The sequence below is a fragment of the Micromonospora sp. C81 genome (assembly GCF_018070425.1).
Lineage (GTDB): Bacteria > Actinomycetota > Actinomycetes > Mycobacteriales > Micromonosporaceae > Micromonospora > Micromonospora zamorensis.
The window spans coordinates 13,302-29,841 of sequence record NZ_JAGPXS010000004.1; the positions used below are offsets into that span (position 1 = coordinate 13,302).

13 protein-coding genes and 2 tRNA genes are annotated in these 16,540 nt (G+C 70.3%); 9 read left to right on the top strand and 6 right to left on the bottom strand.

The window, feature by feature from the left end:
• Positions 1–29 precede the first annotated feature (29 nt).
• Entirely contained in the window at positions 30–620 is a 591-nt protein-coding gene (locus KBX46_RS08855; RefSeq protein WP_210792063.1) for a sigma-70 family RNA polymerase sigma factor, read from the bottom strand.
• 202 nt (positions 621–822) lie between these two features.
• Here KBX46_RS08855 and KBX46_RS08860 point away from each other — a divergent pair, with 202 nt between their 5' ends.
• The 3 genes from KBX46_RS08860 to KBX46_RS33270 all read left to right on the top strand — a co-directional run bounded on the left by KBX46_RS08860 (position 823) and on the right by KBX46_RS33270 (position 4,408).
• Positions 823–2,487, top strand: a complete 1,665-nt coding sequence (locus KBX46_RS08860) for a copper resistance CopC/CopD family protein (RefSeq protein WP_088946471.1) — start codon at positions 823–825, stop codon at positions 2,485–2,487.
• A gap of 17 nt (positions 2,488–2,504) precedes the next feature.
• Positions 2,505–3,248, top strand: coding sequence for a YcnI family protein (locus tag KBX46_RS08865; protein ID WP_210792064.1), 744 nt, complete (start codon positions 2,505–2,507; stop codon positions 3,246–3,248).
• A gap of 149 nt (positions 3,249–3,397) precedes the next feature.
• Entirely contained in the window at positions 3,398–4,408 is a 1,011-nt protein-coding gene (locus KBX46_RS33270; protein WP_210792368.1) for a hypothetical protein, read from the top strand.
• Positions 4,409–4,569: 161 nt separating this feature from the next.
• On the opposite strand, the gene KBX46_RS08875 is transcribed toward KBX46_RS33270, so the two are convergent.
• Entirely contained in the window at positions 4,570–5,859 is a 1,290-nt protein-coding gene (locus tag KBX46_RS08875) for a glycosyltransferase 87 family protein (RefSeq protein ID WP_210792065.1), read from the bottom strand.
• 72 nt (positions 5,860–5,931) lie between these two features.
• Between KBX46_RS08875 and orn the strand changes: the two genes are divergently transcribed.
• Complete coding sequence (gene orn / locus KBX46_RS08880) at positions 5,932–6,522, top strand: oligoribonuclease (RefSeq protein WP_088946475.1); 591 nt, start codon at positions 5,932–5,934, stop codon at positions 6,520–6,522.
• A 112-nt stretch (positions 6,523–6,634) separates the two neighbouring features.
• Positions 6,635–6,707, top strand: a tRNA-His gene (locus KBX46_RS08885).
• 118 nt (positions 6,708–6,825) lie between these two features.
• Here KBX46_RS08885 and KBX46_RS08890 read toward each other — a convergent pair.
• Positions 6,826–8,115, bottom strand: a complete 1,290-nt coding sequence (locus KBX46_RS08890; RefSeq protein ID WP_210792066.1) for an Ig-like domain-containing protein — start codon at positions 8,113–8,115, stop codon at positions 6,826–6,828.
• A 250-nt stretch (positions 8,116–8,365) separates the two neighbouring features.
• Positions 8,366–9,637, bottom strand: a complete 1,272-nt coding sequence (locus KBX46_RS08895) for an Ig-like domain-containing protein (RefSeq protein WP_210792067.1) — start codon at positions 9,635–9,637, stop codon at positions 8,366–8,368.
• A gap of 188 nt (positions 9,638–9,825) precedes the next feature.
• Here KBX46_RS08895 and KBX46_RS08900 point away from each other — a divergent pair.
• A tRNA-Lys gene (locus KBX46_RS08900) sits at positions 9,826–9,901 on the top strand.
• A gap of 84 nt (positions 9,902–9,985) precedes the next feature.
• Here the strand turns inward: KBX46_RS08900 and KBX46_RS08905 are convergent.
• Entirely contained in the window at positions 9,986–10,834 is an 849-nt protein-coding gene (locus tag KBX46_RS08905; RefSeq protein ID WP_210792068.1) for a LysR family transcriptional regulator, read from the bottom strand.
• A 103-nt stretch (positions 10,835–10,937) separates the two neighbouring features.
• Between KBX46_RS08905 and KBX46_RS08910 the strand changes: the two genes are divergently transcribed.
• The gene (locus KBX46_RS08910; RefSeq protein WP_210792069.1) at positions 10,938–11,669 is read left to right on the top strand and encodes an SDR family oxidoreductase; all 732 of its coding nucleotides are present in this window, start codon (positions 10,938–10,940) and stop codon (positions 11,667–11,669) included.
• A gap of 90 nt (positions 11,670–11,759) precedes the next feature.
• On the opposite strand, the gene KBX46_RS08915 is transcribed toward KBX46_RS08910, so the two are convergent.
• Positions 11,760–13,358: a sigma-70 family RNA polymerase sigma factor gene (locus tag KBX46_RS08915; protein ID WP_210792070.1), complete on the bottom strand. Its 1,599-nt coding sequence runs from the start codon at positions 13,356–13,358 to the stop codon at positions 11,760–11,762.
• A gap of 209 nt (positions 13,359–13,567) precedes the next feature.
• On the opposite strand from KBX46_RS08915, the gene KBX46_RS08920 reads away from it, so the two are divergent.
• Together KBX46_RS08920 and KBX46_RS08925 are read left to right on the top strand one after the other, a co-directional pair.
• On the top strand, positions 13,568–13,876 hold the full coding sequence (locus KBX46_RS08920) for a hypothetical protein (RefSeq protein WP_210792071.1): 309 nt from the start codon (positions 13,568–13,570) through the stop codon (positions 13,874–13,876).
• A complete protein-coding gene (locus tag KBX46_RS08925) occupies positions 13,876–16,539 on the top strand; it encodes a DUF4132 domain-containing protein (RefSeq protein ID WP_210792072.1) in 2,664 nt (887 codons plus the stop codon). Before KBX46_RS08920 ends, KBX46_RS08925 begins: the two co-directional genes overlap by 1 nt.
• Position 16,540 lies beyond the last annotated feature (1 nt).

The window sequence follows — 16,540 nt, forward strand, 5'->3', positions numbered from 1 at the left end:
TCGTCCCGTCTCCGCCGGAAGTTCCGCGCTCAGCCGGTCAGCGCGTCGCCGGCCGCCTCGACCAGGTCGTCGCGGGCCCGGGCGACCCGGGAACGGATGGTGCCCACCGGCACCCCTTCAACTGCGGCGGCCTCTGCGTACGACAGGCCGAGCAACTGGGTGAGCACGAAGGCGGCACGCCGCTCGGCGCTGAGCCGGCGGACCAGGTCGGCGGCCCCGAGCTGGCCGGCCGGGTCCGGGTAGGGGCGGTCGGTGAACGCGTTCGCCGCCAGGCGCTCGTCCAGCCGCCGGCGGCGGATCACCGTGCGCAGGTGGTCGGCGCAGGCCCGCCGGGCGATGCCGAGCAACCAGGTGCGGGCGCTGGAGCGACCCTCGAACGCGGGCAGCGCCCGAAACGCGCGCAGGTACGTCTCCTGGGTCAGGTCGTCGGCGCTGTCCGGGTCGACCAGGGCGGCGGCGAACCGCCAGACCTCGACCTGGGTCAGCCGGACGAACGCCGCCTGGGCGCTTGGGTCACCGTCGCGGGCGATCAGCGCCCACTCGGTGGCCGGGTCCCGGGCGACGTCGCCGGCCGGCTCTGCCGGACCGGCGGCACCGGTGTCACGCGGGACGGGGATCACGACAAACCAGGTTACGCGGCGCCCGTCGCAGCGTCAGGGTCCTTCGGCCCTTGGATGTTCTGCACCACGTCGGGAACTTTTTCTCAACGCGAGCCGACTACCTGCTCATGACACGCGATCCCTCCCGCGCGGCACTGGCGGCTGAGCAGAGTTGAGCCCTTCGCCCGACTCGGGTCGCCGAGATCCACACCGGTCGGCGACCATGGCTGGCATGACTGTCGCCCCCCGCCGCTGGTTCGCCCGGCTGGCCGCAGCCGCCGGCCTGCTGGTCACCGTCGTCGCCCTGTTGATCGCGCCGGCCACCTCCGCGAGCGCCCACGCGGTGCTGGAGAGCAGCAGCCCGGCCGCCTCCTCCATCGTGCCGAGCGGGCCGTCCGAGGTGGTGCTGACGTTCAGCGAGTCGGTCCGCAAGGTTCCCGGCAAGATCCGGGTCATCGCGCCCGACGGGGCCCGGGCCGACCGGGGTGAGCCGTCCTTCGCCGGCGGTGTCGTGACCATTCCCGTGGATCCGGCCGGGGGCCGAGGCACCTACCTGGTCAGCTTCCGGGTGATCTCCGCCGACAGCCACCCGGTCTCCGGGGCGTTCACCTACTCGGTCGGCGCACCCTCGACGCCACCCGTCGACTCCGGCTCGGACAGCCGCGCCAACCCGGTGGTGGGTACGGCGGTGAAGGTGGCCCGCTTCCTCGGCTACGCCGGCCTGGTGCTGCTGGTCGGGCCGGCGCTGGTGCTCGCCGCGCTCTGGCCCCGACGGCTCTCCCGCCGGGGGCCAACCCGGCTGGCGTGGACCGGCCTGGGTCTGGTGGCCGTTGCCACCCTCGCCGACCTGTGGTTGCAGGTGCCCTACACCGCCGGCGGTGGCCTCTTCGACGTCACCGGCGAGGGTTTCGGCAGCGTGTTCGGCAGCGCCTTCGGCGCCGCCCACCTGGTCCGGCTCGGTCTGCTGGCGGCGTCCGTCTTCCTGCTCCGGCCGCTGCTGGCCCGACCGACCGGCCGCGCCGACGCGATCATCCTGGCCGTGCTCGGCGGCGCCACCCTGCTGACCTGGCCCCTGGCCGGGCACCCGGCCGCCTCCCCGGCGCCGGCGGTCTCCGTGGTGGTCGACGCGGTGCACCTGGGCAGCATGGCCGTCTGGCTGGGCGGTCTGCTCATGCTCGCCGGCTTCCTGCTGCGCCAGGCCGACGAGCGGGAGTTGAGCGCGATCCTGCCGATCTGGTCGCGCTGGGCGGCGCTCGCCGTGTCGGCGCTGCTGCTGGCCGGCACCGTCCAGGCGCTGATCGAGGTGGCCACCCCGCAGGCGCTGTTCGACACCACCTACGGGCGGCTGCTGCTCGCCAAGATCGGGCTGTTCGCGCTGGTGATCGCCGTGGCCGCGTACTCCCGGCAGTTGGTCCGCCGCCGTGTCGCCGCGCAGCGACCGGCGCCGGTACGCCGGGCGGTCTGGGTGGAGTTGGCCGTCACCGTGGTGGTGCTGGGCCTGTCCGCCACGCTCGTGCAGACCACGCCCGCCCGCACCGCCGTCGCCGGGCCGTCCAGCACCGAGGCCGGCCTGTTCAGCACCAGGCTGTCCAGCCCGCTCTACGAGATGCAGATCGAGGTGAGCCCCGCCCAGCGGGGCAACAACTCGGTGCACCTGTACGCGTACGGCAAGGACAACCTGCCGCTGCCGGTCGTGGAGTGGAAGGCGACTGCCGCGCTGCCCTCGGCCGGGATCGAGCCGATCGACGTCCCGCTGCTGCCGTTGACGGACAACCACGCCTATGGCGACATCAGCCTGCCGGCAGCCGGCGACTGGCAACTGAAGATCACCGCCCGAACGACCGACATCGACCAGGCCACGGTGACCGCCACCGTGCCGATCCGTTAGAGAGGTCCGCGAAACCCATGACCCGAATCCGGCGTACCGCAACCGCCGCTGCCGCACTGGCGTTCACCGCCGCCGCCACCGCTGTGCTCGGCTTCGCCGGACCGGCGTCCGCCCACGTGACGGTGAACCCGAAGGAGGCGACCCAGGGTGGCTACGCCCGGGTGGCGTTCCGGGTGCCGAACGAGAGTGACACCGCCTCCACCACGAAGCTGGAGGTGGTCCTCCCGGAGAACGCCCCGGTCGGCTCGGTGTCGACCATGCCGGTCCCCGGTTGGACGGTCGCGACGGAGAAGCGCAAGGTCGACCCGCCGATCGAGGTGCACGGCAGCCAGCTCACCGAGGCGGTTTCCAAGATCACCTGGACGGCCACCGGTGACGCGGGGGTGAAGCCGGGCCAGTTCCAGGAGTTCCCCGTCTCGATGGGTCCGCTGCCGAAGGTCGACTCGATGGTCTTCAAGACCCTCCAGACCTACTCCGACGGCAACATCTCGCGCTGGATCGACGAGCAGGCACCGGGCGGCGAGGAGCCCGAGAGCCCGGCTCCGGTGCTCACCCTGACCGCCGCCGCCGCGCCGGGTGGTTCGGCCGCACCGGCCTCCGCTACGGCCGTCGCGGCACCCGACGATGACGACGACGACGAGGACGGCAACGGCCTCGCGGTCGGCCTCGGTGTGGCCGGTCTCGTCGCTGGTCTGGCCGGCCTGGTGCTGGGCGGGTTGGCGTTCACGCGGACCCGTCGGGAGCCGGTCGCCAAGTCCTGACCCCCGTCACACCGCTGGCCCGCCGGACCATCCGGCGGGCCAGTGCGCTTTCTGGAGTCGGCACCGCCCGTGCCGTGGATATCCGCTGATCAGACGGTCTGCGTCGGTAAGGTCGGCCGGGTACTTGGCTACGGAGGGGGACGGTGCGGATGCGGTTCGTGCGGATGATCGCCGGAGTGCTGCTGTTGGTTGTGGGAATTCCGGCGTTGTTCGCCGGAGGCGCGCTGTGGCTGGTGACCCGCCACGCCGACCCCGACGGGGCCTTCGCCGCCCGCTTCGAAACGGTCCGCACGCCCGGTCACGCGGTCGTGGTCACCGACCTCGACCGGTTGCTGCGGCAGGAGGCGCCGTTCGCGCGTACCGCGCAGACCCGGCTGCGACTGGACGCCCGCACCGCGGACGGCCCGGCCTTCGTCGGGCTGGCGCCCACCGCTGAGGTACGCCGCTGGTTGGAGTCGGCACCGCACGCCTCGGTCCGCCGGGTGGCGCTGGCCCAGGGCCCGCTGCCGGTCCGTCTGGACGCGGCCGGTCCGGCGGTGGGCACCCCGACCCCAGCTGAGGCGGTCACGCCGCTGGGGCGGCCCTTCTGGGTACGCGAGGGGATCGGCTCGCTGGAGTGGAGTGTCGGGGACCTGGCCGGTGAGCCGATGAGCCTCGTGGTGATGCGCCCCGACGGCGGGGCGGATCTGGCGCTGGACCTGCGCGCCGAGTTGCGGGCCGGGTGGACCGGGCCGGCCACCTGGGGTCTGCTGGCCGTGGGCGTCCTGCTGGTGGTGTGTGCGGTCCTGCTCCTGCTGCGGCCGCTGCGCCCGCGTGAAGTGATCTTCGTGGTCGAGCCGGATCAGGTGCCGGTGCTCGCCGGCCGGCTCGGTGTCACCTCGCTGAGTGGCCTGGGCTCCCGAGAGCCGGGCTCGACCCCGCCGTTTCCGGCCGTCCGGCAGCTCACCCCGGTCGGTTCGGGTGCGGGAGAGCGGCTCCGCTCGGCGATCGGCACCGAACCGTCCCGGCCGGTCACCCTCGCCGACCTGGACGAACCGGCCCGGTTGCCGCGCCCACCGGAGGTGACGCTGAGTCTCGCGTGGCCACCGGCCGGTACGGAGGCCACGGACCAGCCGGTGGAGGTCCCGCCGGTGGATGCCCCGCCGGTGGCCGGTCGGTGATTACGCGGCCGGTGGCGTCCGCTGGTGGTGGCCTGGCCGGCGGGGGACGAAACGGCGAGTGGCCCTCCGCGCTGCCGACGCGGAGGGCCACCCTCACCGGGGGATCGGTGCTACCTGAGCGACGCTTGAGGTAGATGAGGTCAGATTAGCGCTGATGGCGGCTACTGGGGAGATCTGTCCATTTGGCGCGATTTTTCCTCACGGTGGTCTGAGTCTTCCTGAGCGCGCCGCGCGGGCACCGGTAGGACCACCAGCAGCAGCACGCTGATCAGCACGTAGGCGTTCTGCACGACGAAGTCCGCCGGGTTCTGGGTGCGGACCGGTTCCACGCCCCAGGCCTGGAACGTCACCACGCCATAGACGATCACCGCGGTGATGCCCAGCGCGAGCCCGGCAAACCACCGACGCCGGCGTGCCTCGTCCGGCCGGTCGGCACTCAACGCCGCGTCCGCGAGCAGCACCACCGCCGGAACGAACCAGTAGATGTGGTGGGTCCAGGTGATCGGGCTGACCAGCGAGCCGACCAGCCCGGTCAGCGTCAGGCCCGTCAACGCGTCACCGGCCCGAGCAGCGCGGGCGGCCCGCCACAGCCCGTAGACGGCGACCACGGCGACCAACAGCAGCCAGAGCAGCTGGTCCGGCTTCGCTGGCGCGGTGAACCGGCTGAGCAGGCCGAACAGCGACTGGTTGCCGACGTAGTCGGTGCGCCCCACCCGATCGGTGGCCCACAGTTCGTGCGTCCAGAACCGCCACGAGTCGCTCGGGGCGATCGCCGCCGCGAGCAGGGTCGCCGCCGCCGCGGTCGCGCTGGCCACCGCCGCGGCCCGCCACCGCCGGGTGGCCAACAGGTAGACGATGAAGATGCCGGGAAAGAGCTTGAGTGCCGTCGCCAGCCCCACGCCCACCCCGGCCCAGCGTCGCGCCTGCGGCACCGCGTACAGCAGGTCGGCCAAGATGAGTACGACCAGCAGCATGTTGATCTGACCGAAGGTGATCGTCTCGCGGGTGCTCTCCACAGCCAGCACCAGCAGCACGGCGACGACCAGGGTGAACGTTCGCGGCAGGTGGTGCCGGTCGATGAGCGGCATCACCACCCACCGGGTGGTCAGCACCACGGCCGCCATCGTGAGCACCGTGAAGATCGTCACGGTGGCGCCGAGTCGCAGCAGACCGAACGGCCACAGCAGCAGCGCGCTGAACGGCGGGTACGTGAAGTACAGCTCGCCCTGCACCCGGTCGGGTTGGACGTAGTCGTAGAGCGGGTGGCCGACGCGCCACCAGTCCATGGCCGACATGTAAATCTTGAGGTCGAAGAAGTTGTGCACGAGGCCGCGCAGGTAGAGCGCCGGCAGCACGGCGACAAGAGCCACCACCGCGACCAGGCGACGGACCGTACGGCCGCCGGGATCGTCGTCCGTGACGGCGGGCGGTGCGACGGGTTCTGCTGGCACCCCGAAACCCTAGCGGTCCGGTCGGCCGAGAGCGCGCAGCCGCGGGTCGTGGGCTGCGCGTAGGCTGTCCCGGTGGCTGATCTCCTTGTCTGGATCGACTGTGAAATGACCGGGTTGGACCTTGGCAGGGACAAACTGATCGAGGTTGCGGCACTGGTCACCGATCCCGACCTCAATGTGCTGGGTGACGGTGTCGACGTGGTGATCCACGCCGATGAGGCGGCATTGGAAGCGATGCCGGAGATCGTCCAGACGATGCACGCCAAGTCCGGCCTCACCGAGGAGGTCCGCCGCTCGGCGGTCACCCTCGCCGAGGCGGAGGACCTGGTCCTGGACTACGTCCGCACCTTCGTCAAGGATCCGCGTACGGCGCCGTTGTGCGGCAACTCGATCGCCACCGACCGGGGCTTCATCGCCCGGGACATGCCCCGACTCGACGCGCATCTGCACTACCGGCTGATCGACGTGTCGTCGATCAAGGAACTCTGCCGTCGCTGGTACCCCCGGGTGTACTTCGGCCAGCCGCAGAAGGGCCTCGCGCACCGGGCGCTGGCCGACATCCGGGAGAGCATCCGGGAGTTGGAGTACTACCGGCGTACGGTCTTCGTGCCGCTGCCCGGCCCGGACGTCGAGACCGCCAAGGCGATCGCCGCCGAACTCTGACCCGCGGCAGCTCGTACGGGGACCGGGGAACCCGCTGGACGAGGCACGCCGCGATGTGGCTATTATTGGTCCGCACCCCGCCCGGGGCTATCGACCGGGCGACGGCGGCGTGGTGGCTGTAGCTCAGTTGGCAGAGCACCGGGTTGTGGTCCCGGTTGTCGTGGGTTCAATTCCCATCAGTCACCCAGTTGGTTGTGCTGCTCAGGCCCCCTCCTCGGAGGGGGCCTGAGTCGTTCCAGGGGCCCGATAGGGGCATCCACGACGAAGCCCTCTCCGCGTGGGAGAGGGCTTCCGTCGTTCGGGTCAGGCGGTCGGCGTGGGGGACGGGGTGACCGCGCCGTCCGGCGTCGGCGTGGTGTCCGGGTCCGCGGGAGGCTCGTACGGCAGGGCGCTGCCCTTGACGTACTCGTCCCAGCTCATGTTCCAGTCGGTCCAGCCGTTGCCGTTCTGCAGCTTGCGCTCGGTGCCCTTGACCGTGATCGGGTCACCGATCTGGGTGTTCTTGAACAGCCAGTCGCCGTTGGCCATCGACACGTTCACGCAACCGTGCGAGACGTTCACGCTGCCCTGCTGGCCCTCGGACCAGGGCGCCGCGTGGATGAACTCCCCACCCCAGGTGAGGCGCTGCGCGAAGTCAATCTTGGTGCGGTAGCCCTCTTCCGGGCCCAGCTCCTCGAACGTGTCGAAGACCGTCTTGCGCAGCTTCTCGATCACGACCATGGTGCCGCTGGACGACGGGGTGCTCTTCTTGCCCAGGCTGACCGGGATGGTCTTGATCACGGAGCCGTTGCGGGTCACCGTCATCCGCTTGGTCTTGTTGTCCACCGTCATGACCGTCGCAGCGCCGATCTTGACGTCCACGCTGAGGTCGGCGCGGCCGTACCAGCCCTCACCCATCGGCAGACCGCCGGCCTGCACCCGGTAGGAGATCTTGCTGTCGGCCTTCCAGAACTCCTTCGGCCGGTAGCGGACCTCGGTGGGGCTGACCCAGTGCCAGATGCCCTCCTGCGCCGGGGTCGACGTCACCGTCATGCGGCGCTGCACGTCGTCGCGGTAGTCCTCCGGGATGTTCCGGCCGAACTTCACGATCAGCGGCATGCCGACCCCGACCACCTGGTTGTCGCCGAGGAAGCTCGTCACCCGTACCTGGTTGTTCGGCTTGGCCATCGTGGTGAAGGTGCTGGTCGCGGTGGCCGGACGGTCGTCGTCGCCGGTGGCGGTGACGGTCGCCGTGTAGGCCGTGCCGTACTCCAGTGCGCCGGCCGGCAGCCACGTCCTGCCATCTGCCGCGAGGGTGCCCTCGACGGCCTTGCCGGCCGCGTCCTTCAGCTCGACAGCGGTCTTCACGGCGTCCTTGGTGGTGAAGGTGATGCCGGTGGACGCTGGCACGTCCTTGGCATCGGCCGCCGGTTCGCTGATGGTCGCCGCCGCCTTCGGTGCCGGCGCCTCGTCGCCGCCCTGCCAGGAGGACGGCTTGCCGCCGTCGCCGTCGGTGCAGGCGGAGGTGAAGGCCAGCGCCACGGCGAGGAGCCCTGCCGCGAACACGCGGCGTCGCCCACCGCGCCTGATCAGCTGGTCCTGGCTAGCTCGCATGATTCCCTCACAGTCGTGGTCGCTGCCCCATCGTCTCCTACTGACGCGCCAGAGCCGGCCCCGGTTGCCGAGGGTGAACCGAAACACGCCGACGATGATGCCGGATTTTTGCTACTATCCGGCGTTTCGTGAGCCTGGCTCGTCTCCGTACCGGGACTGAGGGGTCGCCGCGGCGTCGTCGCAGCGCGGGAATGCAAGGGTACGCGCCGGCCCGGCCATCGGCAGGGCCGGCGCATCGATGCCGGGCGGCTCAGAGCGCCGGGCCGGCCCCACCCTTGGGTACGGGTAGTGCGCTGCCCTTGATGAACGCCGACCAGCTCAGGCTCCACGCCGTCCAGCCGTTGCCGGCGGCGATCTTGCGCTCGGTGCCCTTCACCGTGATCGGGTCACCGATTCGCGTCTTCTCGAACAACCACCGGGCGTTCACCATCGACACGTTCACGCAGCCGTGCGAGACGTTCTGACGCCCCTGCACGTGCTCCGACCAGGGTGCGGCGTGGATGTACTCGCCACCCCACGTGAGCCGCTGGGCGAACTGGATGTCGGTGACGTAGCGGTTGGCCGGGTCCGGGTCGTCGCGGGTGTCGAAGGTCGTGGCTTCCTTCTTCTCCATCACGACCATCGTGCCGCTGGACGACGGCGTGCTCTTCTTGCCCAGGCTCACCGGGATGGTGCGCACCAGCGCGCCGTTCTCGTACACCAGCATCTTCTTGTTGGCGTTGTCGACCTTCATCTGGAACGACCGGCCGATCTTCGCGGTCGCCTTACGGTCCATGTCGCCGTACTTGCCGTTGCTCAGCGGCATCCCGGCCAGGGCGATCCGCACGCTGATGGTCGTGCCGGGCTTCCAGTACTCCGGGGCCCGGTAGTAGGCCTGCGTGCCGTTGTCGACCCAGTGCCATGCCCCCGGCTGCGGCGGGTCGGTGCGGACGAACATCCGCTTCTGCACCGCCGCCCGGTCCTTCTTCGGGATGCCCGGGTGGAACTCGGTGACCACCGGCATGGCCACCCCGTAGCTCTTGTCGTCGAAGAGATACAGGCCGGACCCGATGGTCGACTTCGGCTTGGCCATCGTGGTGAAGCTGCTGGTGCCCTGGCTGCTCGTGCCGTCGGACCCGTTCGCCGTCACAGTGGCGGTGTAGCGGGTGCCGAACTTCAGCGGGGCGGACGGCACCCAGGCCGAACCGTCGGTGCGCAGCTTGCCCTCCACCGAGCCCCCACCGTCCGCCGTCAGCGTGACCGCGGACACCTTTCCGCCGTTCGGGAGCTTCGCGCTGATCTCCGTGCTCACCGGCCGGCCCTTCGTGCCGTCCGCCGGGCTCAGCGTGAGCGTCGGTCCGCTCGGCGCGCTCGGGGTTGCCGGTGCCGAGGGCGCGGACGAGCCAGCTTCGGCACCCGCGCCCGCCGGCGACGTCCCGCCAACGAATTCCGGCTTCTTCTCGTCGCCGCACCCGGTCAGTGCCAGCGACGCCACCAGAGCCAGAGCGCCCACCACCGCCCCGGCTCGCGTGAACCGTGTCATCCCCACCTCTGTTCTCGCGTACCTGGCGGACATCGTGCCGCATCGACGCCGCAACCCACGCCCCTGCCTTGAGCCGGCTGGCCGGTTTGGGGCTTTTTGCCGGCAAAGCTCGACCGAAGGGGGGAGCCCGGTAACCGGATTGGAGCCGGGGTTTCGGGGGTGCTAATGTTCTCTCCGTTGCCGAACGAGCGCCGCTAGCTCAACTGGCAGAGCAGCGGACTCTTAATCCGCGGGTTCGGGGTTCGAGTCCCTGGCGGCGCACCAACGATGAAGGCCTTGACCTGGCAGATCCCTGCCGGTCAGGGCCTTTTTCGCGTACGCCGGTGCGACGAGGCGCGATATCGGCGGCTAGAGGCGGAGTGCGGCCCTGACAAGATCGGCGACAGCTCGGGAACGGCTGTGCGGGGGCCAGGCGATGACCGTGGTGACTTCCGGCGCGTCCACGATCGGCACGGCGACGAGATCGTCGTTCAGCTGGGATCGGGCGGACTCGGGCACGACCAGCAAGGTCCGGCCAAGGGCGGTGAGCTGGAAAAGTTGGGAGTGGCTCTGGGCCTCAGGACCGGGGCCGTCGGGATAGGTGCCGTCCTGCGCCGGCCAGCGGGGTAGAGGCAGGTCCGGCAGCTCGGTCACCTCGCTCAGCTGCACACTCTCGCGAGTGGTGAGGGGATGGCCGGCCGGGAGGATGGCGACCTGGCCCTCGGTGAGCAGTTCCTCGGTGTCGAGCCCCGTCAGGTCGTCGAACGGGTGGTGAAGGATCGCGACGTCGGCACGGCCGGTCCGCAACAGTCGTTCCTGTTCGCCGGGGCCACACAGCACCACGTCGACGTCGACCGATCCGGGTTCGGTGGAGTAGGCGTGCAGCAGCTTCGCGAGCAACTCGCTGGACGCTCCAGCCTTGGTCGCCAGGACGACGCTGGCGTGACCGGTGACGGAGAGAGCTGCGCGTCGGGCGCGATGTTCGGCAGCTTCCACAGCGTCCAGCGCTGCTCGTCCCTCGTGCAGCAGGACCGCACCGGCTTCGGTCAGGGTCACCGAGCGGCTGTCACGCTTCAGCAGGGCAGCACCCAGACGGCGTTCGAGCTGACTGATCGCCCGTGACAATGGCGGCTGGGCCATGCCCAGGCGTTGCGCCGCCCGACCGAAGTGCAGTTCCTCGGCCACGGCGACGAAGTACCGCAGCTCTCGTGTCTCCACGTGTCCAGCCTAGCCCGCAACGGAGGCGGCGATACCTTCCGGGTATCGCCCATGACTCAGGTGGTCTTGGACGACTCGCGGGCCGTGACCCACAGTCGAAGACATGAGTGACAAGAAGATTGCCCTGGTCACCGGGGCCAACAAGGGCATCGGGTACGAGATTGCGGCAGGCCTGGGTGCGCTGGGCTGGAGCGTGGGTGTCGGCGCGCGCGACCAGGCCCGGCGGGACACGGCGGTGGCACGACTGCGGGACGCTGGCGTCGACGCCTTCGGTGTCCCGTTGGATGTCACCGACGACCGCAGTGTCGCCGCCGCAGCCGATCTGATCGCCGCACACGCCGGACGCCTCGATGCCCTGGTCAACAACGCCGCGATCACCGGTGGCGGACAGCAGCAGCCGAGCAGCGTCGATCTGGCCGTCCTCCGCACTGTGGTGGAGACCAACGTCATCGGCGTCATCCGGGTGACGAACGCGATGCTGCCGTTGCTCGGCCGCTCGGCCTCACCGCGCATCGTGAACATGTCCAGCGGCGTCGGTTCTCTGACCCGGCAGTCTGGCCCCGACGGTGACACCACCACAGGTCCGATCGCTGTAGCCTACGCGCCCTCGAAGTCGTTCCTGAACGCGGTGACCCTTCAGTACGCCCGGGAACTGGCGGACACGAAGATCCTCATCAACTGCGCCTGCCCGGGCTTCGTCGCCACCGACCTCAACGGCTTCCGTGGCGTGCGTACTCCCCAGGAGGGCGCGGCGACCGCCATCCGCCTGGCCACACTGCCCGACGGAGGCCCCACCGGCGGCTTTTTCGAGGACGCCGGTGTGGTGCCCTGGTGACGGCTCGCGGCTCTCACGTCCGGCCCGACGCCGCTCGGCGTCGGGCCGGACGCGCAGTCGACGCTGCGCCACTCTCACCTGCGGAGAGCTTCAGTAATCGATGTTGATGGCAGCGATCTGACGGGTGCCGTTGAAGACGATGGCGGGGCCGGCGAAACGGGAGCTGGCGTAGGTCAGCGCCTGCTTGTGCCCGGGACTGTTGAACCAGGCGTTGATCATCTGCTCGGGGGATGAGTTGCCCGAGGACGCCCACAGAACCTCATGGCCGCAGTGCTCGAAGGCGCCCGTATCCAGGTTCTGCTTCACGCAGGTTTCCGCGGCGCGTTGCTCCGTCGTGCGCAGCTCGACAGCGGGCAGCCCGAGCGCGCGGCGCCGCTCGTTGAGCAGCACCAGCAGACGTTGTTCCGCGGCGGACACGCCGGTGGACGTGCTGGCAGGCTTGGTCGGCGACCTGGTCGGAGTCGGCGGCCTGGTCGGTGACTTGGTTGGCGCCGGCGACCTGGTGGGGGCGGAGGCCGGGCGCGAGGTGGTCGGGGACGCGTCGAGCGCCGTCGGGGAAGGCGAAGCGAGTGCCGACCCGGGGGTCTCGGAGGCGGATGCGGTGATCGCGGTCGAGGGTTGGGCGGCTGTCACGCTCGCCGGTTGCTGGCTCGGCCCGGCCTTGTAACCGGCGACGACGATCCCCGCCCCTCCGACCAGGGCGACGGCCGCGAACGCGCCGACCAGGGTCTTGGGCAGGGACAGGACCGCGACGCGGGCCTGCTGCGGCAACCCGACGATCTTCGCGCGTGCGCCCGCCGACGCGACGCCTTGTGACGGGCCCGCCGAGGCGACGCCGTGTGACGCGCCCGCCGACGAGATGCCCTGCTGCGCGCCGGTCATGCCGTGCACCTGATGTGTGACGCGGGAGGCGAGGTCGGGCGGGAACGGCGTGAGCGCCATGCCGGCCAGCAGCCGCTCGGCCGGTACCAGATCGAACGTGGCATCCGGGCAGTGCGCGCAGGTCCGAATGTGCCGCGCCAGCCGCTTGCGCCACACCGGCGCCGGTCTGCCGTCCCAATCGGACGCCATGTCGAGCAGGCCGCCGCAGCCGGGTCGCGTGGTGAGGGCTCGCACCACCAGCCGAGCGGTGTCCAACTGCGCCTTCATGCGGGCCACGCGGACGGTCACGTGATGTGGGTCCAGTTGCAGGGCCTCGGCCAGGTCGGCGCGGGAGAGGTGACCGGCCTCGGCCAGCCACCACAGGGACAGCAGGTGGCGGTGGTCGTCGTCCAGCCAGCGCGTGGCAAGGGCGACCTCGCGGCGCTGATCGGACAGGCGAAGCTGGGTGAGGGTCAGGTCCTCGAAGTCGGAACCCGGGTCGATCAGGTTGTCGATGTCCTCCGGCGGTGCCGGTGTGGTGTGCCGGAACTGTTGGTGGGCACGGACCTCGTTCATGGTGACGGCCACCAGCCACGACCGGAAGACACCCGGGTCGCGTACGCCCGCCAGCCCTCGCACGACGCTCAACATCGTGTTCTGCACCACGTCGTCCACATCCGCCGACCGGTTCAGTGCCCGACCCACGATGTTGTACACCAGTGGCAGATAGTGCGAGACCAGCTCGTCCATCGCCGCCTGGTCCCCGCGGCGTGCCGCGTCCACCACCGCCGACAGGTCAGTCCTGTTCGGGTACGCGTGATCGGTCACGCTCACAACCTCGCCTTCACGAAAAATCGCCGTACACCGTGGGAGATTGGTTGGCACCCGTCCAGGTCACACAAACTGGCGTCGTCACCGTCGAAACGCCCTGACGGTACGGGGCTCCGGCGGTCGGCCAACGACAGGCGTTCCAGGTCGCGGCGCTGATCGCTTCCGCGTCACCCAGCATGTCCGGGGTCCACGCTACGGTCTCCGCCATGCCGATGATCACAATCGCCGATGAAGCGACCGGTGGGCCGAGCGTTGCCGAGTGGACAATGGAAATCTTCGACGAGACAGTCCGTCTCGACGAGCTGATCCGCCGGCGAGTGGTCCTGGAAGTCGCCGAGTCCGGCGCCGGCGTCGATCCGGAGGAACGGACCCTGGCGACGCTTGAGGCGTTCGGCCGCAACGGTTTCGTGGTGCTGGTCGACGACCGTCAGGTCACCAGCCTGGACGACAAGGTCCACCTGCACGCGGGCTCCCGCGTCACGTTCCTCAAGCTCGTCCCGCTGGTGGGCGGCTGATGGACACGTTCGATCCGGAGCTGGCACTGCGCGACGTGGTGGACACCGTCAGGGGATGGTGTGAGCGGAGCGAGAACACCCTCAACGCACATGGTCGGCGGGACTTCGTCGATCAGGTGGCCGTGGTGTGCGGCTGGGCGCCGGCCAGCACGAGCCGGACGCTGCTCGCCGCGCTCAACGATCCAAACGGCCCGTACGATCTTGCTTCGCCGCAGATCGAGTTGTTGCCGGAGGCCACGCGCCAAGCGGAGCTGCTCAGCTCCGCCATCGCGGCCCTGGACGGCGCCGAGGAGGATCACGAGCGTCGTGTCGCCGCGGCGATGACGGTGATCGGAAGCCTGCCACGCCACCACAACATCACCAGCGAATCCTCATGGGGGGCCGCCTGCCGCGAGGTGTGGGAGCGGGTTGAGCAGATCCTGGCCGCGCAACCGGTGCAGGTCCGGCAGAGGGTGTTCGACGCGTTGGTCGTGCCCGGGCAGGACAGGGATGGGCTGACCACGTTCATCCGTGTTCTGCTCTCGGGCGGTGGGCTGAACGGCGCCGTGTGGCTGGACCGGCTGGGCGGTCAGGCGTGGCTGGGATTCGGCCGGTGGAGCACGTCGCTGGTGAGCTTCACCAGGGAGTCGCTACAGGCCGAGCACCTCGCCGGGCGTTCCCATCCGGCGGCGCTGGCGACGTGGCGTCGGACGCGGATCGAGCGCGCATACTCCCTCATGGGCGAGGACGACCTGGCGATGTGGCCCCTCGTCAACGTCGGTGAGCAGTGGGCTGACCGGGCCGTCGCGGACATCGAGGCGATGCCGGAGGGGCGCCGATCCGGGTGGCAGGCGTTGCTTGCCCACTGCCTGCTCGGCGCGGACAAGGCGCGGCCGACGGCCGCCTGGCAGAAGAGCGCCCGGGTTCTGCTCGACGCGGTCGGCGTCGACGAGTTCACCAAGCGGCTCGACGACTGGCTTCCGCTGGTGGGTCTGCCGCGCAGTCTGCCGCTGCGCATGACCACGTGCTGCCCCGGTCACGTCGACGATTACCCGCCCCGGTTGGTCGACCGGCACAACGTCGGAGTGCTGTGGGGTCTGCTCTGGGCGCGAGCGATGTGCCCGCCGTCGGAGGAGACCCTGCGCAGTCTCGGCCACATCGCGGAACGGGCCGCCCGCAAGGTTCCCGGGCACGGTCCGTCGAGCCCGAAGCTGGCGAACGTCGCGGTCGCGGTGCTCGTCGACACCGATCACCCCGCCGCCCTCGCGCAGCTGGCCCGGCTGGCGTCGCGGCTGACCTACAAGAGCACGCTCCGCATCGTCGAGAAGGGCCTGACCAAGCACGCCGAGGCGCTCGGCATCGGCCGTGAGGACGTCGAGGAGATGGCGCTGCCCGGCTTCGGGCTGCCACTCGCGGACAAGCTGGGTGACAGCTCGTACGAGGTCGAGGTGCGCGGCGTCGACGCCACAGTGGTGTGGCGCAACTCCGACGGCAAGGTGGTCAAGACTCCTCCGGCTCAGGTGCGCAAGGACCACGGCGAGGAGTTGAAGGAGCTGAAGGCGACAGTCGCGGACATCGGCGCGACGCTGATCGGGACCCGCGACCGCCTTGAAGGGCTGCTGCGGCGCGACCGCGCGTGGACCGTCGAGCAGTGGCGGGAACGGTTCCTGGACCACCCGCTGGCCCGGACCCTGGCCCGACGGCTGATCTGGACCGTCGACGGCGTCGCCTGCTGCTGGGGCTCCGACGCCCTGCGGACCGTGGACGACACGGTGTTCGAGCCCGCTGGCGACGCCACGGTGCGGCTGTGGCACCCGGTTGACGATCCGACCACGGTCCTGGCCTGGCGGGACTTCCTGGCCCGGCACACGATCACCCAGCCGTTCAAGCAGGCACACCGCGAGCAGTACCTGCTGACCGACGCGGAGCGGGCCACCGGCACGTACTCCAACCGCTTCGCCGCGCACATCGTGCGCCAGCACCGTCTCATCGCGCTGCTGTCCCGGCGCGGCTGGTCGCACGTTCGACACCGCAACGACGGCGCCAGCTACCAGGACCCCTGGCTTGCTCTTCCGGACTGGGAGATGCGCGCCGTGCTGCACATCGCCGGGATCGAGGATCAGGGCGACGACCTGATGTTCGACACGATGGGGACCGACCAACTGGTGTTCCTCCGGGGGGAACGCACGCCGGTGCCGCTGGAGGAGGTTCCGGCGGTCGTGCTGAGCGAGGTGATGCGCGACGTCGACCTGTTCGTTGCCGCGTCCGGGGTGGGCAACGACCCGAACTGGTACGACGGTGGTCCCCAGGGCCGGTACCGCGACTACTGGTCGCAGAACAGCTTCGGCGGCCTCAGCCCGACCGCCCAGACGCGCCGGGAGGTGCTGGCCGAGCTGGTTCCCCGGCTGGCGATCGCCAACCGGTGCACGTTCACCGACCGGTTCCTCGAAGTGCGGGGTGATCTGCACACCTACCGCATCCACTGCGGCTCGGGCAACATCCTGATCGCCCCGGAGGACCGGTATCTGTGCATCATCCCCGACTCGGCGAAGGCGAAGCAGCCGGAGATGTACCTGCCCTTCGAGGGCGACAGCCGGCTCGGCGAGATCATCAGCAAGGCGTTGCTGCTGGCCGCCGACAAGAAGATCAAGGACCCGGTGATCCTGCGTCAGTTGTCGCGGTGAC